The organism is Campylobacter sp. LMG 7929, from assembly GCF_024723595.1.
Lineage (GTDB): Bacteria > Campylobacterota > Campylobacteria > Campylobacterales > Campylobacteraceae > Campylobacter_D.
In genome coordinates, this window is the sequence record NZ_JANQCY010000002.1 from 24,430 (window position 1) to 44,518 (window position 20,089).

The following is a 20,089-nucleotide window of genomic DNA, read 5'->3' on the forward strand; positions in this document are numbered from 1 at the left end:
TTATTTTTCATTACATAAACTTAAAACATATGAGCTTAATTTTTCCTCACTAAATCCAAAATGCTCAAATACATCTTTATCTTTACCACTCTCACCAAAACTTTCTATGCCATAAAGCTCATCACAAATTCTATAAAGCTCATTTGAATTTGCAGCTTCAACACCTATAACCTTACCTTGTAAAATTCTTTCTTTATAAGATTTTTCTTGAGCGATGAATAATTCATAACAAGGCATAGAAACTACATTAACAATCACACCTTTTTCTTTTAAAATCTTAGCTACTTTTAAACACAATGATACCTCACTACCGCTTGCTAAAAGTGTAAATTGCACATTTGCATTTTCTTCTAATAAATAAGCCCCATTTTCCACATCTCCAAAAACAGGCTCACTTAAAGCATTTAATTTTTGGCGTGATAAAACAAAAACGCTTGGCATATTAGTTTTAAGTGCAATCTGCCATGCTTTGACATTTTCAACCCCATCAGCTACTCTAAATGTCAATGAATTTGGCATAGCTCTAAAAGTGCTAAGTTGCTCTATAGGTTGGTGCGTTGGGCCATCTTCGCCAACCCCTATACTATCATGAGTAAAAATGAAAAAGTGTTTAGCCCTCATCAAAGCTGCTATTCTTGCAGCAGGTTTTAAATACTCGCTAAATATAAAAAATGTAGCACAATAAGGCAAAAACAAACCATATCTAGCAAAAGCATTTGATATAGCAGCCATTGCATGCTCTCTTATACCATAGTGGATATTTTTTCCATTTGGAAAATCCCCCATATCTTTAAGCTCGGTTTTATTTGAAGGACCTAAATCTGCACTACCACCTAAAAACCCTGGTAAAGCTTTAGCAATAGCATTTAAAATCATACCATTGCTATCTCTAGTGGCTAGATCTTTTCCTTTAAAATCAGGAAATTGTATTTTTGAAAAATCAGGCTCTAAAAGCTCTTTTAGCAATGCTTGTTTTTCTGCATTTAAATTTTGTACTTTTTGATTCCACTTAGCTTGTGCTAAATCTCCAAGCTCTATTGCAGCATTAAAGCAAATTTTAACTTCTTCTGGGATTTCAAAAGTTTTTTGTGGATCAAAACCTAAAGCCTCTTTTGCCTTTTTAATAAGCTCTTCACCCAAAGGCACTCCGTGAGAATGATGACTTCCTTCAAGCTCCAAAGCCCCTTTGGCTATGGTAGTATGAGCGATAATTAAACAAGGCTTTTTACTTTCTTTAGCTGTTTTTAATGCCAAATCAATTTGCTCAAAATCATGCCCATCTATCTCAAGCACTTCAAAATTTTGCGCTCTAAAACGCTCTTTTACATTTTCATTAAAGGCAATAGCCACATCACCTTCGATTGAAATATTATTACTATCATAAATGATGATTAAATTATCAAGTTTATGAAGTCCTGCTAAAGAACAAGCTTCATAAGAAATTCCTTCTTGCAAATCCCCATCACCACACAAACAATATACTTTGTGATTGATAATATCCTCACCCAAAAGTAAACTCGCCTTTTTAGCCGCCATAGCAAAACCAACCGCATTTGCAATGCCTTGTCCTAAAGGCCCTGTGGCGATTTCAACACCCGGAGTGAAAATTTCAGGATGACCCGGGGTTTTAGAATGTAATTGACGGAAATTTTTTAAATCCTCTAAACTTACATCATAGCCACTCAAATGCAAAAAGCTATAAAGCAAAGCGCTAGCATGACCACCTGAAAAGACTAATCTATCACGGTTTAACCATGTAGGATCTTTTGGATTATGTACTAAATGAGTACTTAAAACACTCATAATATCTGCTAGACCCATAGGTGCACCTGGATGGCCTGAATTTGCCTTTTGTATCATATCCGCACATAAAAATCTTATAGTGTTGGCTTGTTTTTGTAACATTGTTTAACCTTTTAAATATTTATCAATCAAAATTTGAAGCTCATTAGCAAGCTTAGAGTCTAAATTTTTCATTTTTTCTTCGCATAAAGAAATTTTATCATCTTTTGCCTTTTTAGCACCTTCTAAACCCAAAAGTTTTACAAAAGAATTTTTATGCAAATCATTATGAGTTGGCTTTCCTGCTTCCTGGGTATCTAAAGTCGCATCGATAATATCATCTTTGATTTGAAAAACTAATCCTATCAAAAGCCCTATTTCATAAATTTGCTCGCATTCTTTTTCATCTAACTCACAAATTTCACAGCCCATTTTTAAAGCCGCTGCGATTAATCTTGCAGTTTTATGAATGTGCAAAAACTCAACTTGTTCTAAATTTAAAGGTGTATCTTCAAAATAACAATCAATCGCCTGACCGATAATCATACCATTAAGCCCTGCATTAAAAGCTAGAGTTTCTATGAGTTTTAATCTAATATTTTCTTTTAAATCAAGTCTTGAAAGTAGTAAAAAAGCTTCGGTATTTAAAGCATCACCTACTAAAATAGCTGTAGTTTCATCATATTTTTTATGTAAAGTTTGTTTTCCTCTGCGCAAAGAAGCATTATCCATAGCAGGTAAATCATCATGTATTAAAGAGTAAGTATGGATAAATTCCAAAGCCAAAGCCGCATTTAAAGCCTTTTCAAACAAAGCAGGATTTTTAGCATTCACTATACTCAAAAGAAGTTGAGCTCTAAAATGCTTCCCGCCAGCTTCTAACATCCATTTTAAAGCCTCATTGAAAAACGGATGAAAGCTTTGAGTTTTTGGAAAATTTTGCTCTAAATGCTGTTTGAATTTTTCTAAAATCACTTATTTAGCCTTATAAAAAAGTCAAAATATCCTTTATTAAAATGCTCAAAATCATTATTTTTCGCTGAAGGGATATTACTTGCTTGTCTTGAAACTAAAACATCAAAAGTATTAGCTTGAGTTAATATGGCTTGAAGCTCATTGAAATTATTGATTTTTTGATTATTAATTCTTAAAATTTTATCCCCTTTTAAAAATCCAGCCATTTGCGCTTTAGAATTTGGAGTTACCTCTGTAACATTCATTTTCATATCTACGCGCAATCCTAGATTGCTATAAAAAGAAGTTGGCTTAGCTTGAACTACTTTTTTAGGTTTAGCAAATATACCCAAATCTTTATCAAAAACTGTCGTAGAAATATTTACATCTTTATTATCCCTTAGCATATTAAAATACAAAGTTGCACCACGATCAGCAAATAAAATTTTCTCATTTAATTTTCTTATATCATCATAAACTTGTCCATCTACACTCACAAGCTCATCATTAAGTAAAAATTGCCCATTTTTACGTACATTTTTAACATAAATTTTGCCATCACGCATATCAAAATCCACACCTATATCACCCCAATAAACATCAGGATATTTTGCAAAGTGTTTTAAATAGCGATTACCTATAAGTTTGCCATCTTCTAAGCTTATACCAAGCATTTTACAACATGGTGAGTTAAGCTCTCCGATTTTAGAAGTAAAATCAAGTTGATCACGCTCTGTTAAACTTTGTCCAAAATACTTCAAATGCCCTATATAGCTTTGATTATTATCTAAAATTCCCACCCAGCTATTGCGCGTTAATTCTTCTTCATTTCCCATAGGTGCTGGGATTAAACTAAAATCAGTTTTTACTAAATATAAATTTAAAAAAGGATCATATTTAGTATAGCTGTTTAATTTTGCATTTTTAGTTTTAACTACTGCTAGGGTGTTTTCATTTAAAGCAAAAGCAGGCAAACCCTCATAAATTAACATACTAGCTTTATTCTTTTCATAACAACCCAAAAAATCATTAAAAGTCGGTCTTGGCACAGCAAAAAGTACACAAGTTATACCCAAAATACAAAGTAAAATTCTCATAGCATTCCCATTCCGCTAAATAAATTACTAGCCATTGATTTTTTATTTTGTTCTACCATTTTCATTACATCATTTATCGCTGCGATTAATAAAATTTGCATAGATTCTTTGTCTTCAAGCAAAGAATCATCAATATTTATATCGATGATTTCACCTTTTCCATTAGCACTAACTTTTACTAAACCACCACCACTTTTTGCACTAAATTCTTTTTTTAAAGCTTCTTGCTCTAATTCATTTGCTTTTTCTTGAGCCTTAGTTAAAAGCTCACCCATTTTAGAAAAATCCATATTTTCAAACATTTATTTTCCTTCTTTTAATATCTCTAATACTACTTCTTTATCATTAAAAGGATATTTTACTCCTTTAATCTCTTGATAAGTCTCATCACCCTTACCCAAAATCACTACAAAATCATTTTTCGCTTTAAGCTCTAATGCTTTTTTTATCGCTTCTTTTCTATCGCATTCTATAAAAACACTCTCATCTTTTTCTATACCACTTAAAATATCATTAATGATATCCATAGGCTCTTCTGAGCGTGGATTATCACTTGTGATGATGAGTTTTTTAGCATAATGTTTGGCGATTTTAGCCATTAATGGACGCTTAGTTTTATCCCTATCTCCCCCCGCTCCAAAAACCACAATCAAATCACGATATTTTAAAGCATCTAAAACTTTTTCTATACCATCGGGCGTATGAGCAAAATCCACAATCACATCTTTTGCAACTACTTGCATTCTACCCTCAATGCCACCAAAATTACTAATGGCCTTTTCAAGTTCTTTTAAATTTGGCTTGACAAGTTCATTCACACAAGCACTTGCAGCCAAAAGATTATAAAGATTAAAAAGCCCTACCAAAGAAGAATCAATCATAAAAGTTTCTTTGCCAAAATTTACCACAGCTTCAATGCCATTTTTTAAAGCATAAGCTTTGATATGATAATAACTTGGATTTTCTACTCCATAAGTAAAAGCACCTTTAACATTAAAATTTATAGCTTTTGCGTCTTTATTGATAAATTTCATACACTCATCAGTAAAAAAACTTTCTTTTGCTGCTTGATAGTTTTGAAAGTTTCCATGAAAATCTAAATGATCTTGAGTGATATTCGTAAAAATTTTAGCCTTAAACTCAAGCCCTTCGATACGGTTTTGTACCAAAGCATGTGAGCTTACTTCCATAATTAAAAATTCACATTTTTCCTTACTTGCTAAAGATAAAAGCTCTAAGGTTTGCAAAATAGGAGCAGTAGTTAAGCCTTTTGGAGTGATATTTTTATCATTTATAAAACTACCCCTAGTTCCCATCAAGGCACATTTATAACCTAAATCAAGCAAGATAGAGTAAATAGCCCCCGCAGTAGTTGTCTTGCCATTTGTGCCTGTTATGCCTATGATTTTTATATTTTCATCTATATTTAAAAGTCTCTTACACTCAGTTATATTTATAATTTTTGCTTGTTTTTCTAAAGCCTGATGAATAAATTTTTCATTTTGAGCAGTTTTTAAGAAAAAACAATCTTTTTCGCATTCATTAGAATTATCACAAATGAAAGTATTTTCAATCTTTACTATCATAATTTAATTCCTTGATTTTCTCACTAAGCTTGATAAATCTATAATTAGAATAAAAATGCACTGAAACATCTTCCATATAAGCTACAAGCATATCTTTATAACCATGCTCTAAAAGCTTTTCTAAAAAATCCACAAAATCTTCTTTATCATTGAAGATAAGTTTATTTGATATTATAACATTTTCTAAGGCTTGTTTAAACCCAACTTTTGCTTCGCTAAGTAAAAAATCTTGATAGCTCAAACCTTCAAAGTCTTCACTTTCTTCTTCAAACTGCACACTTTGACTAAGACTAATGAGTTTTTCAATATCTTTATCTACTTTAGTATTTTTATAATTTTGCATAAAAAACTCAAAAAACACAAAAGCTTCTTCAGGACTTTTTAAAGCTAAATCGCAAATGTTGATAAAAGTTAAAAGTCTTTTATTTTTACGCTTTTCATAAGCAAGAGAAAAATACATCTTAGCGTTTTTAAAATCTTTTTTATAAAAGCATTCTATGGCTATTTTTTTATAATTTTGCAAATTCGCTTTCCCCGCCTGCTAAATTTACTATAGTTATATCTGGGTGTATGTCGATTTTAAGCTGTTTTTCTAAACCATATTTCAAAGTCGTTCCACTTGAAGGACAGCCATGACAAGCTCCGGTTAATTTCACATAAACCACGCCATTTTTAACCCCTAAAAAATCAAGTCCTCCACCATCATTTTCTAAAATATGCATAGTTTTAGCCAAACTTGCTTTTACAGGTTCGATTAATTCCTCATCACTAAAAGGCATATTCATAACTTTTCCTTGATTGTTTTTTAATTTAATTTTATCTTATTTGCCTTTAAAAAATGTAAATTATTGTTTATTTTAGACTTTTTGCTATACAATGGTAAAAATATTTTAGGATTTTGTATGCAAAAACGCACTCAAATAAAAGGTTTTGAAAAACTCAAACTCATTTTCATACTAGGCTTTTTATCTGCCATAGCACCACTTTCAACTGATATGTATTTACCTGCTTTAAATGAGGTAGAAAAAAGCTTTCAAACAAATTCTTTTTACACTCAACTTTCTCTTGCAAGTTTTTTTATAGCCTTTTCTTTGGGTCAGCTTTTTTATGGGCCATTAAGTGATGTATATGGCAGAAAAAAACCTTTATATATAGGACTTTTTCTTTTTATTTCTTCAAGTATTGCTTGTGTTTTAGTTGATTCCATTCATGCTTTTATAGCTTTGCGTTTTTTTGAAGCTTTGGGAGGTTGTGTGGGCGTAGTTGTAGCAAGAGCTATAGTAAATGATGTTTTTGAGCTTAAAGAAGCAGCAGGGGTTTATGCTTTGATGATGGTTTTTACTTCTTTGGCGCCTATGCTCTCTCCTACTTTTGGTGGGATTTTGCTTGAGTTTTTTTCTTGGCGTAGTATATTTTTGACATTATTTATCTTAGGTTTTATTTTATTTATGCTTGTTATTTTTTCCTTAAAAGAAAGCAACCTCAACACCCAAGGTAAAAAATTTAATCACAAAGAAGTTGCAAAAAGTTACAAAAAAATCTTAAAAGATCGTCGTTTTGTGGTGTATTTGCTTTGCGGGAATTTAATATTTGCAGGATTTTTTGCTTATTTAACCGGCTCATCTTTTGTTTTTACGCGTGTTTTTGAACTCAGCCCTCAACAATACGCAGCCCTTTTTGGAGCCCATGCTTTAAGTTTTGTTGTATGTGCTAATATAAACGCAAGGATAGTTCTTAAACTCTCGCCTTATTATGTTTTACCAAGAGCACTTATGATGATTACTTTTTTAACCTTTTTACTCATTTTAGGGGCAACTTTTGATCTAGGTTTTTGGGCTTTTGAAATTCCTTTGTGTTTAATCATAGCAAGTTTGGGTTTTATCCTGCCAAATACCACCACTTTAGCTATGGCAAGATCAAAACAAAATGCAGGCAGTGCTTCAGCACTCTTAGGGGCAGCGCAATTTGCTATGGCGGGAATAATGGCATTTTTAGTAAGTCTTTTAAATGCCAATACACCTATATTTTTATCGCTTATTTTAGGAACTTGCGCGTTTTTATCTTTGATTTCTTATCTGAGTTTGATTAATAAAAGAAAGTTAAGTAAAATCAAAAAGAAGTTAAGCGTGATTTCTCACGCTTAATTAAGCAATATTTTTGAAAAGATTCACTGACTATATCGAACCTTTTTCAAAAAACTTTACATCAACAAATAATATTTATATTTTTCTTGATAATTTTAGCGTTTTTGATCATGATAGCAAAACAAAATATTTTAAATTTGCAATGATTAAAACTATAGCAGATAATTAAGTTTATAAATTTTTATTTTAACTTGTCGATATGCAAATCATGCTACTCACTCCTTAAGGCAAGAAAGAAGTGAGTTAGCAATAGATTGAAGGCTTCAAGGTCATCAAGTATTACAAGGCTACCTTGATAACCTTGTAAAGCTTGATCCCAAGGTTTTAAAACCTTGGGTTAGAATTATTGTTTTAATTGAAGCAAAGTATTTAAAAGCTGATCACTTGTGGTAATCGTTTTTGAGTTTGCTTGATAACCCCTTTGAATTACGATAAGCTCAGTTAATGCACGACTTAAATCCACGTTTGACATTTCTATAGCTGAGCCTTTTAAGCCCCCTCTACCACCTTCACCAGCATGACCTATAGTAGGTGTTCCTGAGTTTGCTGTCGCTTTGAAAAGATTATTACCCATTTCTTCAAGACCCATATTATTTGGGAAAGTAGCTAGAGCAACCTTAGCTAGAGCTAGAGTTTTACCATTTGTAAATTCTCCATAGATATAACCATTCTCATCAGTTCTTAATGCATCTGGCTTTAAGTTACCCCCTGTGTAACCATCAGTTTCTTGTTTAGTGGTAGCTGAGTCTTTATCATAGCTTGTTAAACCATCAAAACCACCTGTTGTACCAAAGTCAAGTTTGATCACTTGATCAGGTTTTGAGCCGTTATTTCCGGTAAAGTTTAATACATTTGGCGTATAGCTTTGTAAAGAGCCATCATTGCCAAATCTTAAATTTCCTACTACTATGTTTCCTGGAGCTCCATCACCACTAAAATTTATCTCTGCAGGCTCAGGTACTGAGATGATGATAGACCATTCAGCCCCGCCATCTGCTGTTTTAGCTTGTTTGGTAAATTGCACGGTTAGCTCATGTCTAGTTCCTAATGAGTCAAAAATTTCTATACTAGCAGTATGAGCTGATAAATACATGTCTTGAGAGTATTTTTCATTATTACCTGCATTGAAATTTCCATCTAAGGCGCTAAACATCGCTGTGAATTTATCATTAGTAGAAATTTTATTAGCTTCATTAGAATAACCTGTAACTTTAAAAGTCATATCCTTAGCATTTGGATCGGCAGGATTTGTTATTTTAAATCTACCATCACTTTCCACTACTACTTGAACACCTGCATTAGCATCTGAAGCAACACCAACTCCTCCATTCACATAATTCTCTATACTTCCGTTACCATCATAATCAACAGCCCATCTAGCATCTCTTTGCAAAAGCTCTCTTAAATCTTCAGTTGTATGAAAAGTTCTCTGACCAGTAGGTTGAGGCATATTAGCTTCGGCTTCTGTAGCTGCATTAGGATTTGGATTTGCACCTATATCTACACTACTAGAACTATAAATATATTCATGTGCTGTTATAACTTGAATATTCGTTTTAACTTGACCGTCAGGCTGTCCATTTTCAGTTCCAAGCCACGCCCTATCAGCTGTACCTCTTCCAACTAAAAGCCCTGCTATATCCCCTCCAGAAGATACATTGTCTGCTCTTGTAGTAACCTGAGCACCAGCTGTAGTACCATCAGGGTTTATAGTAATATTTAAATTTTTGGATTTAGCTGTAGTTCCTGTACTATTATCATTTGTAAATGTAATTTTACCATCTACTATAGAAGCCACTACTCCAGTTTCAGCTGTCTTAGCATTAATAGCATTGATGAAAGTTTCTTGTCCCACACCTTCTGCTTTTATATTTACACCATTTATTGTAATATCTAATGTAGCTGGATATGTTTGTTCCCCATCTTTAAATCCCCAAAAAGTATAATTTGTATTTGGAGTAAATTGAGATCTATCTGTAGGTAAATTCCCATCCATTTTTATATTACTTTGATGCTTAGCATCAGCATAACTAACCCATATGCCTTGCCCGTCTCTTAGGTTTAAGCCCTCGCCTTGAGCATTAAATACCACGCCCATATCTACACCTTTTTCTGTTACTTGGGCTCCACTTTTTGAAGTAGTATAAAACTCAGTATGACCAGTATCATTTTCATCTACAGCCGTTCCAGTGTCCTCTCTTCTACCATGAGTAGAATCTAATGCATAGATAGGACGCTTAGCAGAAGCATTAGCACCTAGAGTATTACCACTATCTAAATTTGCTGTAAGGCTTACTGAAGTACTTGGTCTAGCAGGCATACTCATACCAGGTGGGATCACTATATCGCCTACTGAAGTTGAAGAGTCAATTTGCCCCGTTTCTTGATTATAATTCCAACCTTGAACGGTATAGCCGTTATTATCTACGAAATTTCCTACTGCATCTGTTTTAAAGTCCCCTGCACGGGTATAATACTGAGTAGTACCACCATCATTTGAAACGATGAAAAATCCATCACCATTGATAGCCATATCGGTGTTTTTATCTGTGGTTTGGATATTACCTTGAGAGTGAATTCTAGTAGTAGAATTTACACCTGCACCAAGTCCTACTTGCATAGGATTTTTACCACCTAGGTTACCATCTGGAGCTGTAGCTATCTTAGAAGTTTGACTCATAAGCGTTGAGAAATCCGCACGAGAATATTTAAAACCAAATGTATTAACATTGGCTATGTTGTTACCTTCTACATCCATTGCGTATTGGTGTGCTTGGAGTCCAGAAACCCCAGCCCAAAGAGATCTCATCATAATTAAATCCTTTAAAAAATATTGCTTTGTGAATATCTCACAATCTTCTATTGCTTATGCAGATATAAAGCAATAAGTGTTCCAAAAATACAAAAAAATGAAATTAAAAAGTAGAAAATAAATCAAAAATTAGATTTTAATGTGTAAAGTTTTTTTAAAATTACTCGATATAGTCAGTGAATCTTTTCAAAAATATTGCTTAATTAAGCGTGAGAAATCACGCTTAACTTTTATTTCTTTCTTTTAATTTAGCAATCACATCATTTAAACTCAAATCCGCATCAGCTAATAAAACATCTAAATGATAAAGCAAATCAGCTGCTTCATTTATCAACTCATCTTTGTCTTTAACAGTAGCAGCTAAAGCCGTTTCAACGCCTTCTTCGCCTACTTTTTGTGCTATGCGTTTAGTGCCTTTTGAAAAAAGTTCAGCTGTGTAAGAAGAACTTGTGCAGGTGCTTTTACGAGAATTAATCAGCCTTTCAAGACGCGATAAAAATACAAAATCAGCCTTTTTAGAAAGTGTTTCAAAGCAAGAAGTATCACCTGTATGACAAGTAGCCCCGCTAGGTTTAACTAAAATCAAGATACAATCTCTATCGCAATCAAGCCCCATATCTATAATATGCAAAAAATTCCCACTTTGCTCACCTTTCATCCACAAACACTCTTTAGTGCGTGAGTAAAATACCACTTTTTTATGCTTAAAACTCTCTCTTAGAGCTTGTTCATTCATAAAGCCTTGCATTAAAACTTCACAAGAATGATAATCTTGAATGATCACAGGAACAAGGTTATTAACCTTTTGCCAGTTAATGCTTTTTATGAATTCTTCTTCATTTATCTTCATAGCTTTTCCTTTAAATACGAATTTGTATGCCTTGATCTTTTAAAAATAGTTTTAATTCTTTAATATCTATAAGTTTTTTATGAAATACTGAAGCTGCTAAAGCTCCATCAACACCAAGTTTAAAAGCATCTAAAAAATGCTCTTTGGCTCCTGCACCACCGCTTGCTACTAAAGGCACAGGGCAAATCTGTCTAACTTTAGCAAGTTGATCAAGATCATAGCCCTTTCTCATACCATCTTGATTCATCATATTTAGCACGATTTCACCCGCTCCTAGCTCGCATACTTGCTTTACCCACTCTAGTGTTTTTCTACCGCTATGATGAGATTTACTCTCATCTCCAGTGTATTTATAGACTAAAAGTTCGTTGTTTTCATCTTTAAAAGTATCTATGCCTACGACTACGCATTGCACTCCAAAGCTTTTTGCAAGACGTGAGATTAAATCAGGATCATTTAAAGCAGGGGAATTAATAGAAATTTTATCAGCACCATTTGCTAAAAGCTCTTTTGCGTCATCTTCGCTTTTTATACCCCCTGCAACACAAAATGGTATAGAGATATTTTGTGCTACTTTGCTTACCCAAGTTCTATCAATGCGCTCATTCTTAGCTGAAGCGGTTATATCATAAAATACTAGCTCATCAATGCCATTTTGTGAGTAAAATTTAGCAAGCTCGATGATATCGCCCATATCTTCATGGTTTTTAAACTGCACCCCTTTAACTACTCTACCATCTTTTACATCTAAACATGCGATTATGCGTTTTGCAAGCATTCTTTAGCCTCCTTTATGCTAAATTCTTTATCAAGCAAGGCTTTGCCTACGATGATACCACTTACTATGCTATTTAACTTTTTAAAATCTTCTAAGCTTGCCACACCTCCGCTTGCTTGGGTTTGTAAATGTGGGAATTTCTCATGCAAAGTTTTATATAAAGTGATATTTGCCCCACTCATCGTGCCATCTTTAGAAATATCTGTGCATAAAATATGCTTTACATTTTTGTAAAAATTTAAAAGCTCAAATAATTTATCATCGCTTGTTTTACTCCATGCATCAATGGCCACAAAAAACTCATCTTTAACGCAAATACTATCAAGTGCTAAGACTATACTTTCTACACCAAATTCATTTAAAAGCTCTTGTGTAAAGGCTTTGTTTTTAACCGCTAAAGAGCCTATAACTACGCGTTTAACACCGCTATCAAACAAAGCTTTAATCTCATCTTTAGTGCGAATTCCTCCGCCTACTTGAAGATTTACTTTGATTTTAGAAGCTAGGTTTTCTATGAGTTTTAGTTGTCTTTTACTAGGATCTTTTGCACCGCTTAAATCCACCAAATGAAGCCAAGCAATGTCTTGAGCCTCATACTCTTGAAATTTAGCTAAAGGATCAAAGCTGTATTCTTGCTTTTTAGCATAATCACCTTTATAAAGCCTTACTACTTTACCATCTATTAAGTCTAATGCTGGAATGATTTGAGTTTGCATTTTTACCTACATATTTATGAAATTTTTTAATAATACTTCACCTGCTTCGCCACTTCTTTCAGGGTGAAACTGCACGCCATAAAAATTATCTTTATTTAAACTTGCACTAAATTTAGTAGAGTACTCACACTCTGCGATGGTGTATTCATTTAAGCCCACACAATAACTATGCACAAAATAAAAATAAGCTCCATCCAAGCCTTTAAAAAGCTCATGTGAGCTAAAGACTTGATTCCACCCCATATGCGGGAAAGTAAAATTTGCTTTTTCTTGGAATTTTTGCGTATCAAAAGGCATAATGCCAAGTGTTTTTTGGTGTAATTCTTCTGAAAATTTACCCAAAATTTGCATACCAAGACAAATTCCTAAAAGTGGTTTTGTAGTAGTTTGGATAAAATTTTCTAAATTAAGTGCTTTTAGATTAGCCATTGCTTTAGCTGCTGTGCCAACCCCAGGAAGCAAAAGCTTATCTGCTTGTGAAAGTTCTTTTAAATCATGCGTGATGATACTTTTTTGTCCTAAACGCTCAATTGCAAAAGCAAGAGAAGCTAAATTCGCACAACCTGTATCTATAATAGCTAGTTTCATATCACTCCTTTAGAGCTTGCTAGGTTTTCATTTTCTATTTTTATAGCCATTTTTAAAGCTCTTGCAAAGGCTTTAAAAAGTCCTTCGGCTTTGTGATGATCGTTTTTGCCTTTAACTTTTAAATGCAAACTCGCACCCATAGCATAGCTTAGTGAGTAGAAAAAATGCTCTATCATTTCTGTGCTTAATTCTCCAAGCTTTTCTTTTTTAAACTTAGCCTTATAAACTAAATGCGGTCTATTACAAAAGTCAATCGCACAACTTGCCAAGCACTCATCCATAGGCAAAACAAAGCCATATCTTGCAATGCCTATTTTTTGATCAAGTGCGCTTTTGATAGCCTCACCCAAAGCAAGTGCGACATCTTCTACGCTATGGTGTTCATCAACTTCTAAATCCCCTTTGCATTTTATCTCCAAAGATATATTTGCATGCGTAGCAATTTGCTCTAACATATGATCAAAAAATGCGATATTTGTTTTTATATCAGCTTTTGCTTTTTCATTAAAAGCTATTTTAACTTGAATTTGAGTTTCTTTGGTATTACGCTCTATGCAGGCACTGCGGTAATTTTGCAAGATAAAATCAGCGATTTGCTCCCAGTTAAAATCGTTTTTATCATATTTTAAACCTTGAATTCCAAGATTTTGTGCCAAAAGCATATCGCTGTCTCTATCGCCTATAACAAAACTTTTATTTTTATTATAAAGTTTGTTTTTGATATAGTTTTCAAGCATAGCAGTTTTTGGCTTCCTACAGGCACAATTTTCATGCTCAAAATGTGGGCATATAAAAATATCTTCAAATTCTATACCACAACTTTGAAAAACATTTAGCATTTTTTCATGAGCTTTGTCAAAATTTTCCTTAGGAAAAGAATTTGTGCCTAGGCCATCTTGATTACTCACCATAACAAATTTAAAACCAAAATTTTTTAACTTTAAAAGTGCATTGATGGCACCTTTTTCAAACTCAAGTTTTTCTAAAGAATCAATTTGAAAATCATCTTTTGGTTCATCAATGAGCGTTCCATCTCTATCGATAAATAAAATTTTTGCGCTCATTTTAGACTTTCTAATCTTAAACTCACGGCATTTTTATGCCCATCAAGCCCTTCAGCTGCTGACAAAATTTCTACCACAGGCCCAAGCTTTTTAAAGCCTTCTTTACTAAGTTCTTGTACGGTCATTCTTTTCATAAAATCAGCAAGCCCTAATGAAGAATAAGACTTAGTAAAACCATAAGTTGGTAATACATGATTTGTTCCACTTGCATAATCTCCCATGGATTCTGGAGAATACTCACCTAAAAATACTGAACCTGCATGCATAATATCATCAAGCAAGCTAGATGGATTTTGTGTATGAATGATCAAATGTTCGGGTGCATAGTCATTTGAAATACTTATAGCATGTTTTATATCTTTTGCAAGAATGATTTTAGAGTGTGCTAAAGATTTGGAAGCAATTTCTTTACGCGAGAGTTTTTCAAGCTGTAAAGCAACTTCACTATCTACTTCTTTGGCTAGTTTTTCACTTGTACAAACTAAAATCGCTTGAGAATCTGCTCCATGCTCAGCTTGTGAGAGTAAATCTGAAGCTATAAATTTAGCGTTAGCAAACTCATCTGCTAAAACTAACACCTCTGAAGGTCCTGCTTGCATATCAATAGCTACTCCATGATTATTAACTTGCTTTTTAGCTTCAGTTACAAAAGCATTTCCAGGACCAAAAATTTTATCTACCTTTTGCACACTTTGCGTTCCATAAGCAAGTGCTGCTATGGCTCCTGCTCCGCCTATTTGATACACTGCATCAACTTTGCAAAGTTTTGCCACAAAAGCAATGGCAGGATGAAGTGGTGCTGGGGAAGCTAAGGCTATAAATTTACATTTTGCAATTTTAGCTGGGATAGCTAGCATGAGTGCGGTTGAAAAAAGTGGTGCTAAGCCTCCTGGTATATAAAGCCCTACTTTTTCAATAGCTCTTGTTAGCAGCTTACAAGTTACCCCTTCAAATGTTTGAACTTCTATGGTTTTACTTTCTTGAGCTTTGTGGAATTTATAGATATTTTCATAAGCTATTTTAATAGCTTGTTTTAACTCATCATCAATTTGCTCTGCTAAATTACTAAGCTCTTCATCGCTTAGTTTAATGGAATTTAACTCTACTTTATCAAATTTTACAGCCATTTGTTTTAAAGCTTCATCGCCATTTATTTTGACATCTTCAATGATTTGTTCTACTATGGTTTTAACCTGTGCATTAGCACTTATAGCAGGACGCTTGAGTGCTAATTCTTGTTCGCTTTGGTTTAATTTTTCAAAATCAAGTATTTGCATTTTTATCCTTTAAGAGAGCATTTTTTCAATAGGTAAAACTAAAATCGCACTTGCACCTTCTTTTTTCAAAGCTTCCATAGTTTCCCAAAATAAATTTTCTTGACTTACCATATGCAATGCCACTCTAGCTTTATCATTTTCTAAAGGTAAAATCGTAGGTTTTTCAACACCTGGTAATAAAGCTGTAATTTTTTCTAGCTTTTCAATAGGAGCATGCAACATGATGTATTTTGACTCTCTTGCTTGCATAACCCCATTAATCCTAATGAGTAATTTATCGATTAATTCTTGTTTATGCGAAGCTAAACTTTCTTTTCTTTGGATTATGCAAGCTTTTGATCTATAAATCACCATAACTTCTTTAAGCCCATTTGCTTTTAAAGTAGCACCACTTGAAACTAAATCACAAATTCCATCAGCTAAATTTGCACTTGGTGCTACTTCAACTGAGCCTGTTAGCATACAAGTTTTATAAGGAATGTTATTTTCTTCCATAAAACGCTTTAAAAGCTGTGGATAAGAAGTTGCTATGCGTAAATTTTTAAAACTTTCTATACCTTTATATTCACTATTTTCTGGCAATGCTAAAGACAAACGGCACCCACCAAAATCAAGTTTTTTAAGCATTATAAAATCTGCATTTTCGTTTTTTGATTTTCTTTCTAGTTCATTTTCTTCTAAAACATTTTCTCCAACTATACCAAGATCTACCACTCCATCAAAAATTAATCCTGGTATATCATCATCTCTTACTCTAAGTAAATCAATAGGTAAATTTGTAGAAAAAGCAATCAAGCTTTGATCGTGTATGCGAAGTTTTACGCCTATAGATTCAAGCAAGGCCATAGAATCTTTACTTAAACGACCTGATTTTTGTATAGCTATGCGTAATCTTGAATTTTCTTGCATTTTTTTCCTTTTTTGTAGTTAAAAAGATTAATAGTAGCAAAAAATGGATAAAAATACAAAAAATAGTAAGTAAATAAATAAAAATAAGAAGTTTTTAGCCTTTAAAAAGGCTAAAAATTAAGCTACGAATTCGATGAAAGCCATTTCTGCAGCATCGCCACGGCGGATTCTTGTTTTGATAATTCTTGTATAACCACCGTTTCTATCTGCAAATTTAGGTGCGATTTCTGTTACAAGTTTATTTGTAGCTTCTTTATCTTGCAAGCTAGCAAAAACTGCTCTATGAGCATTGAAATCACCTTTTCTTGCACGAGTAATTAATCTTTCAACATAACCTCTTAATTCTTTTGCTTTAGGTAATGTTGTTTCTATTTTACCTGCTTTAATAATAGCAATGGTAAGGTTTTTTAATAAGGCTGCACGGTGAGTAGAAGTGCGACCTAACTTTCTATATCCATGTCTATGTCTCATTGATTATCCTTCATTTTGTGCTTTTAATTCTGTAATTTTTCTTTTTAGCGTTTCTTTTGCACTATCACTGAGTTTTGAATTTCCTATAGGAAAACCTATAGACTCCATCACACTTTTAATCTCATCTAAAGATTTTTTACCTAGATTTTTTAAATCTGCAAGTTCGCCTACACTCATTAAAGCAAGCTCACCGATATAAACCACATTTGCTTTTTCTAGGCAATTAAAGCTTCTTGCGCTTAAATTTAACTCAGTTATATTTTGAAGTAATTTTACATGCTCTACTTCATTATTTTGTGTTTGGCTTCTTACAACGCTTTGAGCATTAGTGATTTTATCAAACACTGATAATTGTTTATACATTGCTTCTAAAGCATTTTTAAAAGCATCACTTGGTGAAATTTGACCATCAGTTGTGATTGTAAAAACAACTTTTTCATAATCTGGGTTATCTTCAAAAAGCACTTTTTCTATATCATAAACTGCATGTTTTACTGGAGTAAAGAATGCATCAAGTGCTATAAATTCAGGATCTAAGAAATTTTGCACTTCTTCAGAAGGTACATAACCTATACCTTTTTCAATGATTAAGGTAAATTCTAAATCTGCATCTTCATTGATCGTTGCAAGATAGCTATCTGCGTTCACAACCTCAACAACATCGTTATCTAAGTCTTTTCCGCAAATTTCTTTTGGTCCTTTAAAACTAAAAGTTATAACTTCTTTTTCAGAATCTGTTTTTAGTTTAAATCTTAATTTTTTTAGATTGATAATAAACAATGCTACATCTTCAAGCATACCACGCATACTATCAAATTCATGTGCTACGCCTTTGATTTTAACTCCTGTTGGAGCAAAACCTACTGTGCTTGAATAAAGCAAACGACGCAAAGGATGCGCCAAAGTAATAGCATAGCCAATTTCAAAAGGCCATGCACTTACTTTTGCTACTGTATCACTGATATTTTCAATACTAAACTCTGTCGGTGTATAAGCAGAAGTTGTAATATGTCTCATATCAAAAACCTTTATTATTTAGAGTACAACTCAACGATATATCTTTCCTCAACTGGAATGATAACTTCTTCTCTTTCAGGTTTTCTTGTAAAAATTCCAAATCTTTTATCTTTTTCTACATCAACCCAAGCAACTATACCAGTTTGAGCAGTAAGTTCGATCGCTCTTGAAATTTGAGGATTGTTTTTGCTTTTTTCAATCACTTCGATTTTTTGACCTGCTTCTACTCTATAACTAGGAATATCTACTCTTTTACCATTTACTAAAATATGTCCATGAGTTACAAGTTGTCTAGCAAAACGGCGTGTTGTAGCAAAACCCATTCTATAAACAACATTATCAAGTCTTTGTTCTAAAAGCTGGATTAAAAGCGCACCGGTGTTGCCATCTTTTCTAGCAGCTTCGCTAAATAATCTTCTAAATTGTTTTTCGCTAACTCCATACATAAATTTAGCTTTTTGTTTTTCTCTTAATTGAAGTCCGTATTCGCTGATTTTAGCTTTTCTTTGTCCATGCTGACCTGGTGCGTAAGGGCGTTTATCTAAAGCACTTTTACCTGCTAATCTTCTTTCGCCTTTCATTGCCAAGCTTACGCCAAGTCGTCTTTCTAATTTCTCTACTGGTCCTCTATATCTTGCCATTATAATTCTCCTAAATCTTATATCTTATTCTTAGACACGACGACGTTTTGGTGGTCTACAACCATTATGAGCTAATGGGGTAATATCTTTTAAGAAAGTTACTTTAATACCTTCCATAGCACCTACACTCTTAACCGCTGTCTCACGACCACTTCCTGGTCCTTGTACTTTAATACCTACTTCTTTAATACCATGTTCTTTTGCTTTATTTAAAGCATCTTCTACTGCTTGTTGTGCTGCGTAAGGAGTTGATTTTTTAGAACCTTTAAATCCTAAACCACCTGCACTACTCCAAGCGATAGCATTTCCCATTTCATCAGTTACAGTAACCATAGTATTATTAAATGTTGCACTGATATAAACTATACCTTTAGCTATATTTTTTTTAACTACTTTTTTCTTAACTACTTTTCTTTTTGCCATTTTCTATCCTTATGATTTTGCACCAACGGTTTTTCTCTTACCTTTTCTAGTTCTGGCATTTGTTTTTGTTTTTTGACCACGAACCGGTAAGCCTTTTCTATGTCTTAAGCCTCTAAAGCTTCCTAGATCCATTAATGCTTTGATATCCATAGCAACTTGTTTTCTAAGATCACCCTCAACCATATAGTTTTCTTGAATTTCTTTACGGATAGCCGCTGCTTCATCTTCACTTAGTTCATGAACTCTTTTATCATAAGAAATTCCTGTTTTATCTAAGATTTTTCTTGAAGTATGCAAACCTATACCATAAATATAAGTCAAACCATATTCAATTCTTTTTTTCTTTGGTAAATCCACACCTGCAATACGAGCCATAAATTATCCTTGTCTTTGTTTGTGTTTTGGATTTTCGCAAATAATGCGAACTACGCCTTTACGACGAACTACTTTGCATTTGTCACACATCTTTTTAACAGATGGTCTAACTTTCATGCTTTACTCCTGTTATTGTAAATTCCACTTTTTTTACAACTGCACCAGGTTTTTAGAGCAACCAACTATTTTCAAAATAAGTGGTGATTTTGAAAATACTTCTTCATACAGTTTTATTGCAATTTCTGCAAAAGTGCTAATTATACTTTACTTTTGCTTTTAAACAACTTAGACTTATTTGTATCTAAATGTAATACGACCCTTATCAAGGCTATAAGGTGTTAGTTCCACTTTAACTCTATCGCCAGGCATAATCCTAATATAATGCATGCGCATCTTACCTGCAATATGACAAAGTATCACATGTTTATTATCTAATTCAACTTTAAAAGTTGCATTAGGTAAAGCTTCGATTACATTACCATCAATTTCGATAATATCATCTTTTGCCAATGCTTTTCTCCTTTCTACAAAATACAAAACTATTATTTTATCACAATTTTTCTTTTTAAATTTTTAATATTTTTTTACAAACTACGGCATTTTTT

Annotated in this window: 23 protein-coding genes; 1 reads left to right on the forward strand and 22 read right to left on the reverse strand. The window is 33.1% G+C overall.

The features are described 5' to 3' along the window. From tkt to CAMP5118_RS00995, 7 genes are read right to left on the reverse strand one after another with little or no spacing between them, the layout of a single operon-like run. Entirely contained in the window at nt 1–1,905 is a 1,905-nt protein-coding gene (gene tkt, locus CAMP5118_RS00965; protein WP_337216392.1) for a transketolase, read from the reverse strand. Nucleotides 1,906–1,908: 3 nt separating this feature from the next. Then, nucleotides 1,909–2,754, reverse strand: coding sequence for a polyprenyl synthetase family protein (locus CAMP5118_RS00970; RefSeq protein ID WP_337216449.1), 846 nt, complete (start codon nt 2,752–2,754; stop codon nt 1,909–1,911). Next, on the reverse strand, nt 2,754–3,833 hold the full coding sequence (locus CAMP5118_RS00975) for a DUF7488 domain-containing protein (RefSeq protein WP_337216393.1): 1,080 nt from the start codon (nt 3,831–3,833) through the stop codon (nt 2,754–2,756). The genes CAMP5118_RS00970 and CAMP5118_RS00975 overlap by 1 nt, the downstream gene beginning before the upstream one ends. Next, nucleotides 3,830–4,135 (reverse strand): YbaB/EbfC family nucleoid-associated protein, encoded by a 306-nt coding sequence (locus tag CAMP5118_RS00980; RefSeq protein ID WP_039667857.1) that lies wholly within the window; start codon nt 4,133–4,135, stop codon nt 3,830–3,832. Before CAMP5118_RS00980 ends, CAMP5118_RS00975 begins: the two co-directional genes overlap by 4 nt. After that, nucleotides 4,136–5,419 (reverse strand): UDP-N-acetylmuramoyl-L-alanyl-D-glutamate--2,6-diaminopimelate ligase, encoded by a 1,284-nt coding sequence (locus tag CAMP5118_RS00985; RefSeq protein ID WP_337216394.1) that lies wholly within the window; start codon nt 5,417–5,419, stop codon nt 4,136–4,138. Next, a complete protein-coding gene (locus tag CAMP5118_RS00990) occupies nt 5,403–5,942 on the reverse strand; it encodes a histidine kinase (protein ID WP_337216395.1) in 540 nt (179 codons plus the stop codon). Before CAMP5118_RS00990 ends, CAMP5118_RS00985 begins: the two co-directional genes overlap by 17 nt. Beyond that, nucleotides 5,929–6,198 carry a NifU family protein gene (locus CAMP5118_RS00995; RefSeq protein WP_041570315.1) on the reverse strand — a complete coding sequence of 90 codons (270 nt, stop codon included), beginning with the start codon at nt 6,196–6,198 and terminating at the stop codon, nt 5,929–5,931. The genes CAMP5118_RS00990 and CAMP5118_RS00995 overlap by 14 nt, the downstream gene beginning before the upstream one ends. Before the next feature lie 123 nt (nt 6,199–6,321). On the opposite strand from CAMP5118_RS00995, the gene CAMP5118_RS01000 reads away from it, so the two are divergent. Next, entirely contained in the window at nt 6,322–7,563 is a 1,242-nt protein-coding gene (locus tag CAMP5118_RS01000) for a multidrug effflux MFS transporter (RefSeq protein ID WP_337216396.1), read from the forward strand. A 343-nt stretch (nt 7,564–7,906) separates the two neighbouring features. Here CAMP5118_RS01000 and flgE read toward each other — a convergent pair whose 3' ends face one another. The 15 genes from flgE to infA all read right to left on the reverse strand — a co-directional run bounded on the left by flgE (nt 7,907) and on the right by infA (nt 19,994). Further along, nucleotides 7,907–10,375: a flagellar hook protein FlgE gene (gene flgE / locus CAMP5118_RS01005; RefSeq protein ID WP_337216397.1), complete on the reverse strand. Its 2,469-nt coding sequence runs from the start codon at nt 10,373–10,375 to the stop codon at nt 7,907–7,909. 223 nt (nt 10,376–10,598) lie between these two features. Continuing rightward, entirely contained in the window at nt 10,599–11,225 is a 627-nt protein-coding gene (hisIE, locus tag CAMP5118_RS01010; protein ID WP_337216398.1) for a bifunctional phosphoribosyl-AMP cyclohydrolase/phosphoribosyl-ATP diphosphatase HisIE, read from the reverse strand. 10 nt (nt 11,226–11,235) lie between these two features. Next, nucleotides 11,236–12,003, reverse strand: coding sequence for an imidazole glycerol phosphate synthase subunit HisF (gene hisF / locus CAMP5118_RS01015; protein ID WP_257941963.1), 768 nt, complete (start codon nt 12,001–12,003; stop codon nt 11,236–11,238). Next, the gene (locus CAMP5118_RS01020) at nt 11,985–12,719 is read right to left on the reverse strand and encodes a 1-(5-phosphoribosyl)-5-[(5-phosphoribosylamino)methylideneamino] imidazole-4-carboxamide isomerase (RefSeq protein ID WP_337216399.1); all 735 of its coding nucleotides are present in this window, start codon (nt 12,717–12,719) and stop codon (nt 11,985–11,987) included. Before CAMP5118_RS01020 ends, hisF begins: the two co-directional genes overlap by 19 nt. A 6-nt stretch (nt 12,720–12,725) precedes the next feature. Next, entirely contained in the window at nt 12,726–13,307 is a 582-nt protein-coding gene (gene hisH / locus CAMP5118_RS01025) for an imidazole glycerol phosphate synthase subunit HisH (RefSeq protein ID WP_257941961.1), read from the reverse strand. Next, nucleotides 13,304–14,371, reverse strand: coding sequence for a bifunctional histidinol-phosphatase/imidazoleglycerol-phosphate dehydratase HisB (gene hisB / locus CAMP5118_RS01030; protein ID WP_337216400.1), 1,068 nt, complete (start codon nt 14,369–14,371; stop codon nt 13,304–13,306). Before hisB ends, hisH begins: the two co-directional genes overlap by 4 nt. After that, nucleotides 14,368–15,648, reverse strand: coding sequence for a histidinol dehydrogenase (hisD, locus tag CAMP5118_RS01035; RefSeq protein ID WP_337216401.1), 1,281 nt, complete (start codon nt 15,646–15,648; stop codon nt 14,368–14,370). The genes hisB and hisD overlap by 4 nt, the downstream gene beginning before the upstream one ends. A 9-nt stretch (nt 15,649–15,657) precedes the next feature. Next, the gene (hisG, locus tag CAMP5118_RS01040) at nt 15,658–16,557 is read right to left on the reverse strand and encodes an ATP phosphoribosyltransferase (protein ID WP_337216402.1); all 900 of its coding nucleotides are present in this window, start codon (nt 16,555–16,557) and stop codon (nt 15,658–15,660) included. Between the two features lie 117 nt (nt 16,558–16,674). Further along, on the reverse strand, nt 16,675–17,028 hold the full coding sequence (rplQ, locus tag CAMP5118_RS01045) for a 50S ribosomal protein L17 (RefSeq protein ID WP_012660847.1): 354 nt from the start codon (nt 17,026–17,028) through the stop codon (nt 16,675–16,677). Nucleotides 17,029–17,031: 3 nt separating this feature from the next. Further along, complete coding sequence (locus CAMP5118_RS01050; RefSeq protein ID WP_263663730.1) at nt 17,032–18,045, reverse strand: DNA-directed RNA polymerase subunit alpha; 1,014 nt, start codon at nt 18,043–18,045, stop codon at nt 17,032–17,034. 14 nt (nt 18,046–18,059) lie between these two features. Next, nucleotides 18,060–18,686, reverse strand: a complete 627-nt coding sequence (gene rpsD, locus CAMP5118_RS01055) for a 30S ribosomal protein S4 (RefSeq protein WP_039617184.1) — start codon at nt 18,684–18,686, stop codon at nt 18,060–18,062. A gap of 30 nt (nt 18,687–18,716) precedes the next feature. Further along, nucleotides 18,717–19,109, reverse strand: coding sequence for a 30S ribosomal protein S11 (rpsK, locus tag CAMP5118_RS01060; protein WP_012660844.1), 393 nt, complete (start codon nt 19,107–19,109; stop codon nt 18,717–18,719). A 9-nt stretch (nt 19,110–19,118) separates the two neighbouring features. Continuing rightward, nucleotides 19,119–19,484 carry a 30S ribosomal protein S13 gene (gene rpsM, locus CAMP5118_RS01065; protein ID WP_012660843.1) on the reverse strand — a complete coding sequence of 122 codons (366 nt, stop codon included), beginning with the start codon at nt 19,482–19,484 and terminating at the stop codon, nt 19,119–19,121. Between the two features lie 3 nt (nt 19,485–19,487). Continuing rightward, nucleotides 19,488–19,601, reverse strand: a complete 114-nt coding sequence (gene rpmJ / locus CAMP5118_RS01070; RefSeq protein ID WP_002781429.1) for a 50S ribosomal protein L36 — start codon at nt 19,599–19,601, stop codon at nt 19,488–19,490. Nucleotides 19,602–19,775: 174 nt separating this feature from the next. After that, a complete protein-coding gene (gene infA / locus CAMP5118_RS01075; protein ID WP_012660842.1) occupies nt 19,776–19,994 on the reverse strand; it encodes a translation initiation factor IF-1 in 219 nt (72 codons plus the stop codon). Nucleotides 19,995–20,089: the final 95 nt, after the last annotated feature.

What these genes read in the sequence shown, in the direction of transcription:
- CAMP5118_RS00980 (WP_039667857.1), bottom strand. Translation starts at nt 4,135, where the DNA reads ATGTTTGAAAATATGGATTTTTCTAAAATGGGTGAGCTTTTAACTAAG.
- CAMP5118_RS00975 (WP_337216393.1), bottom strand. Translation starts at nt 3,833, where the DNA reads ATGAGAATTTTACTTTGTATTTTGGGTATAACTTGTGTACTTTTTGCT.
- rpmJ (WP_002781429.1), bottom strand. Translation starts at nt 19,601, where the DNA reads ATGAAAGTTAGACCATCTGTTAAAAAGATGTGTGACAAATGCAAAGTA.
- flgE (WP_337216397.1), bottom strand. Translation starts at nt 10,375, where the DNA reads ATGATGAGATCTCTTTGGGCTGGGGTTTCTGGACTCCAAGCACACCAA.
- rpsD (WP_039617184.1), bottom strand. Translation starts at nt 18,686, where the DNA reads ATGGCAAGATATAGAGGACCAGTAGAGAAATTAGAAAGACGACTTGGC.
- hisH (WP_257941961.1), bottom strand. Translation starts at nt 13,307, where the DNA reads ATGAAACTAGCTATTATAGATACAGGTTGTGCGAATTTAGCTTCTCTT.
- CAMP5118_RS00995 (WP_041570315.1), bottom strand. Translation starts at nt 6,198, where the DNA reads ATGCCTTTTAGTGATGAGGAATTAATCGAACCTGTAAAAGCAAGTTTG.
- rpsK (WP_012660844.1), bottom strand. Translation starts at nt 19,109, where the DNA reads ATGGCAAAAAGAAAAGTAGTTAAGAAAAAAGTAGTTAAAAAAAATATA.
- tkt (WP_337216392.1), bottom strand. Translation starts at nt 1,905, where the DNA reads ATGTTACAAAAACAAGCCAACACTATAAGATTTTTATGTGCGGATATG.
- hisIE (WP_337216398.1), bottom strand. Translation starts at nt 11,225, where the DNA reads ATGAAGATAAATGAAGAAGAATTCATAAAAAGCATTAACTGGCAAAAG.
- rpsM (WP_012660843.1), bottom strand. Translation starts at nt 19,484, where the DNA reads ATGGCTCGTATTGCAGGTGTGGATTTACCAAAGAAAAAAAGAATTGAA.
- hisB (WP_337216400.1), bottom strand. Translation starts at nt 14,371, where the DNA reads ATGAGCGCAAAAATTTTATTTATCGATAGAGATGGAACGCTCATTGAT.
- hisF (WP_257941963.1), bottom strand. Translation starts at nt 12,003, where the DNA reads ATGCTTGCAAAACGCATAATCGCATGTTTAGATGTAAAAGATGGTAGA.
- rplQ (WP_012660847.1), bottom strand. Translation starts at nt 17,028, where the DNA reads ATGAGACATAGACATGGATATAGAAAGTTAGGTCGCACTTCTACTCAC.
- hisG (WP_337216402.1), bottom strand. Translation starts at nt 16,557, where the DNA reads ATGCAAGAAAATTCAAGATTACGCATAGCTATACAAAAATCAGGTCGT.
- CAMP5118_RS01020 (WP_337216399.1), bottom strand. Translation starts at nt 12,719, where the DNA reads ATGCAAACTCAAATCATTCCAGCATTAGACTTAATAGATGGTAAAGTA.
- CAMP5118_RS01050 (WP_263663730.1), bottom strand. Translation starts at nt 18,045, where the DNA reads ATGAGACATATTACAACTTCTGCTTATACACCGACAGAGTTTAGTATT.
- CAMP5118_RS00985 (WP_337216394.1), bottom strand. Translation starts at nt 5,419, where the DNA reads ATGATAGTAAAGATTGAAAATACTTTCATTTGTGATAATTCTAATGAA.
- hisD (WP_337216401.1), bottom strand. Translation starts at nt 15,648, where the DNA reads ATGCAAATACTTGATTTTGAAAAATTAAACCAAAGCGAACAAGAATTA.
- CAMP5118_RS01000 (WP_337216396.1), top strand. Translation starts at nt 6,322, where the DNA reads ATGCAAAAACGCACTCAAATAAAAGGTTTTGAAAAACTCAAACTCATT.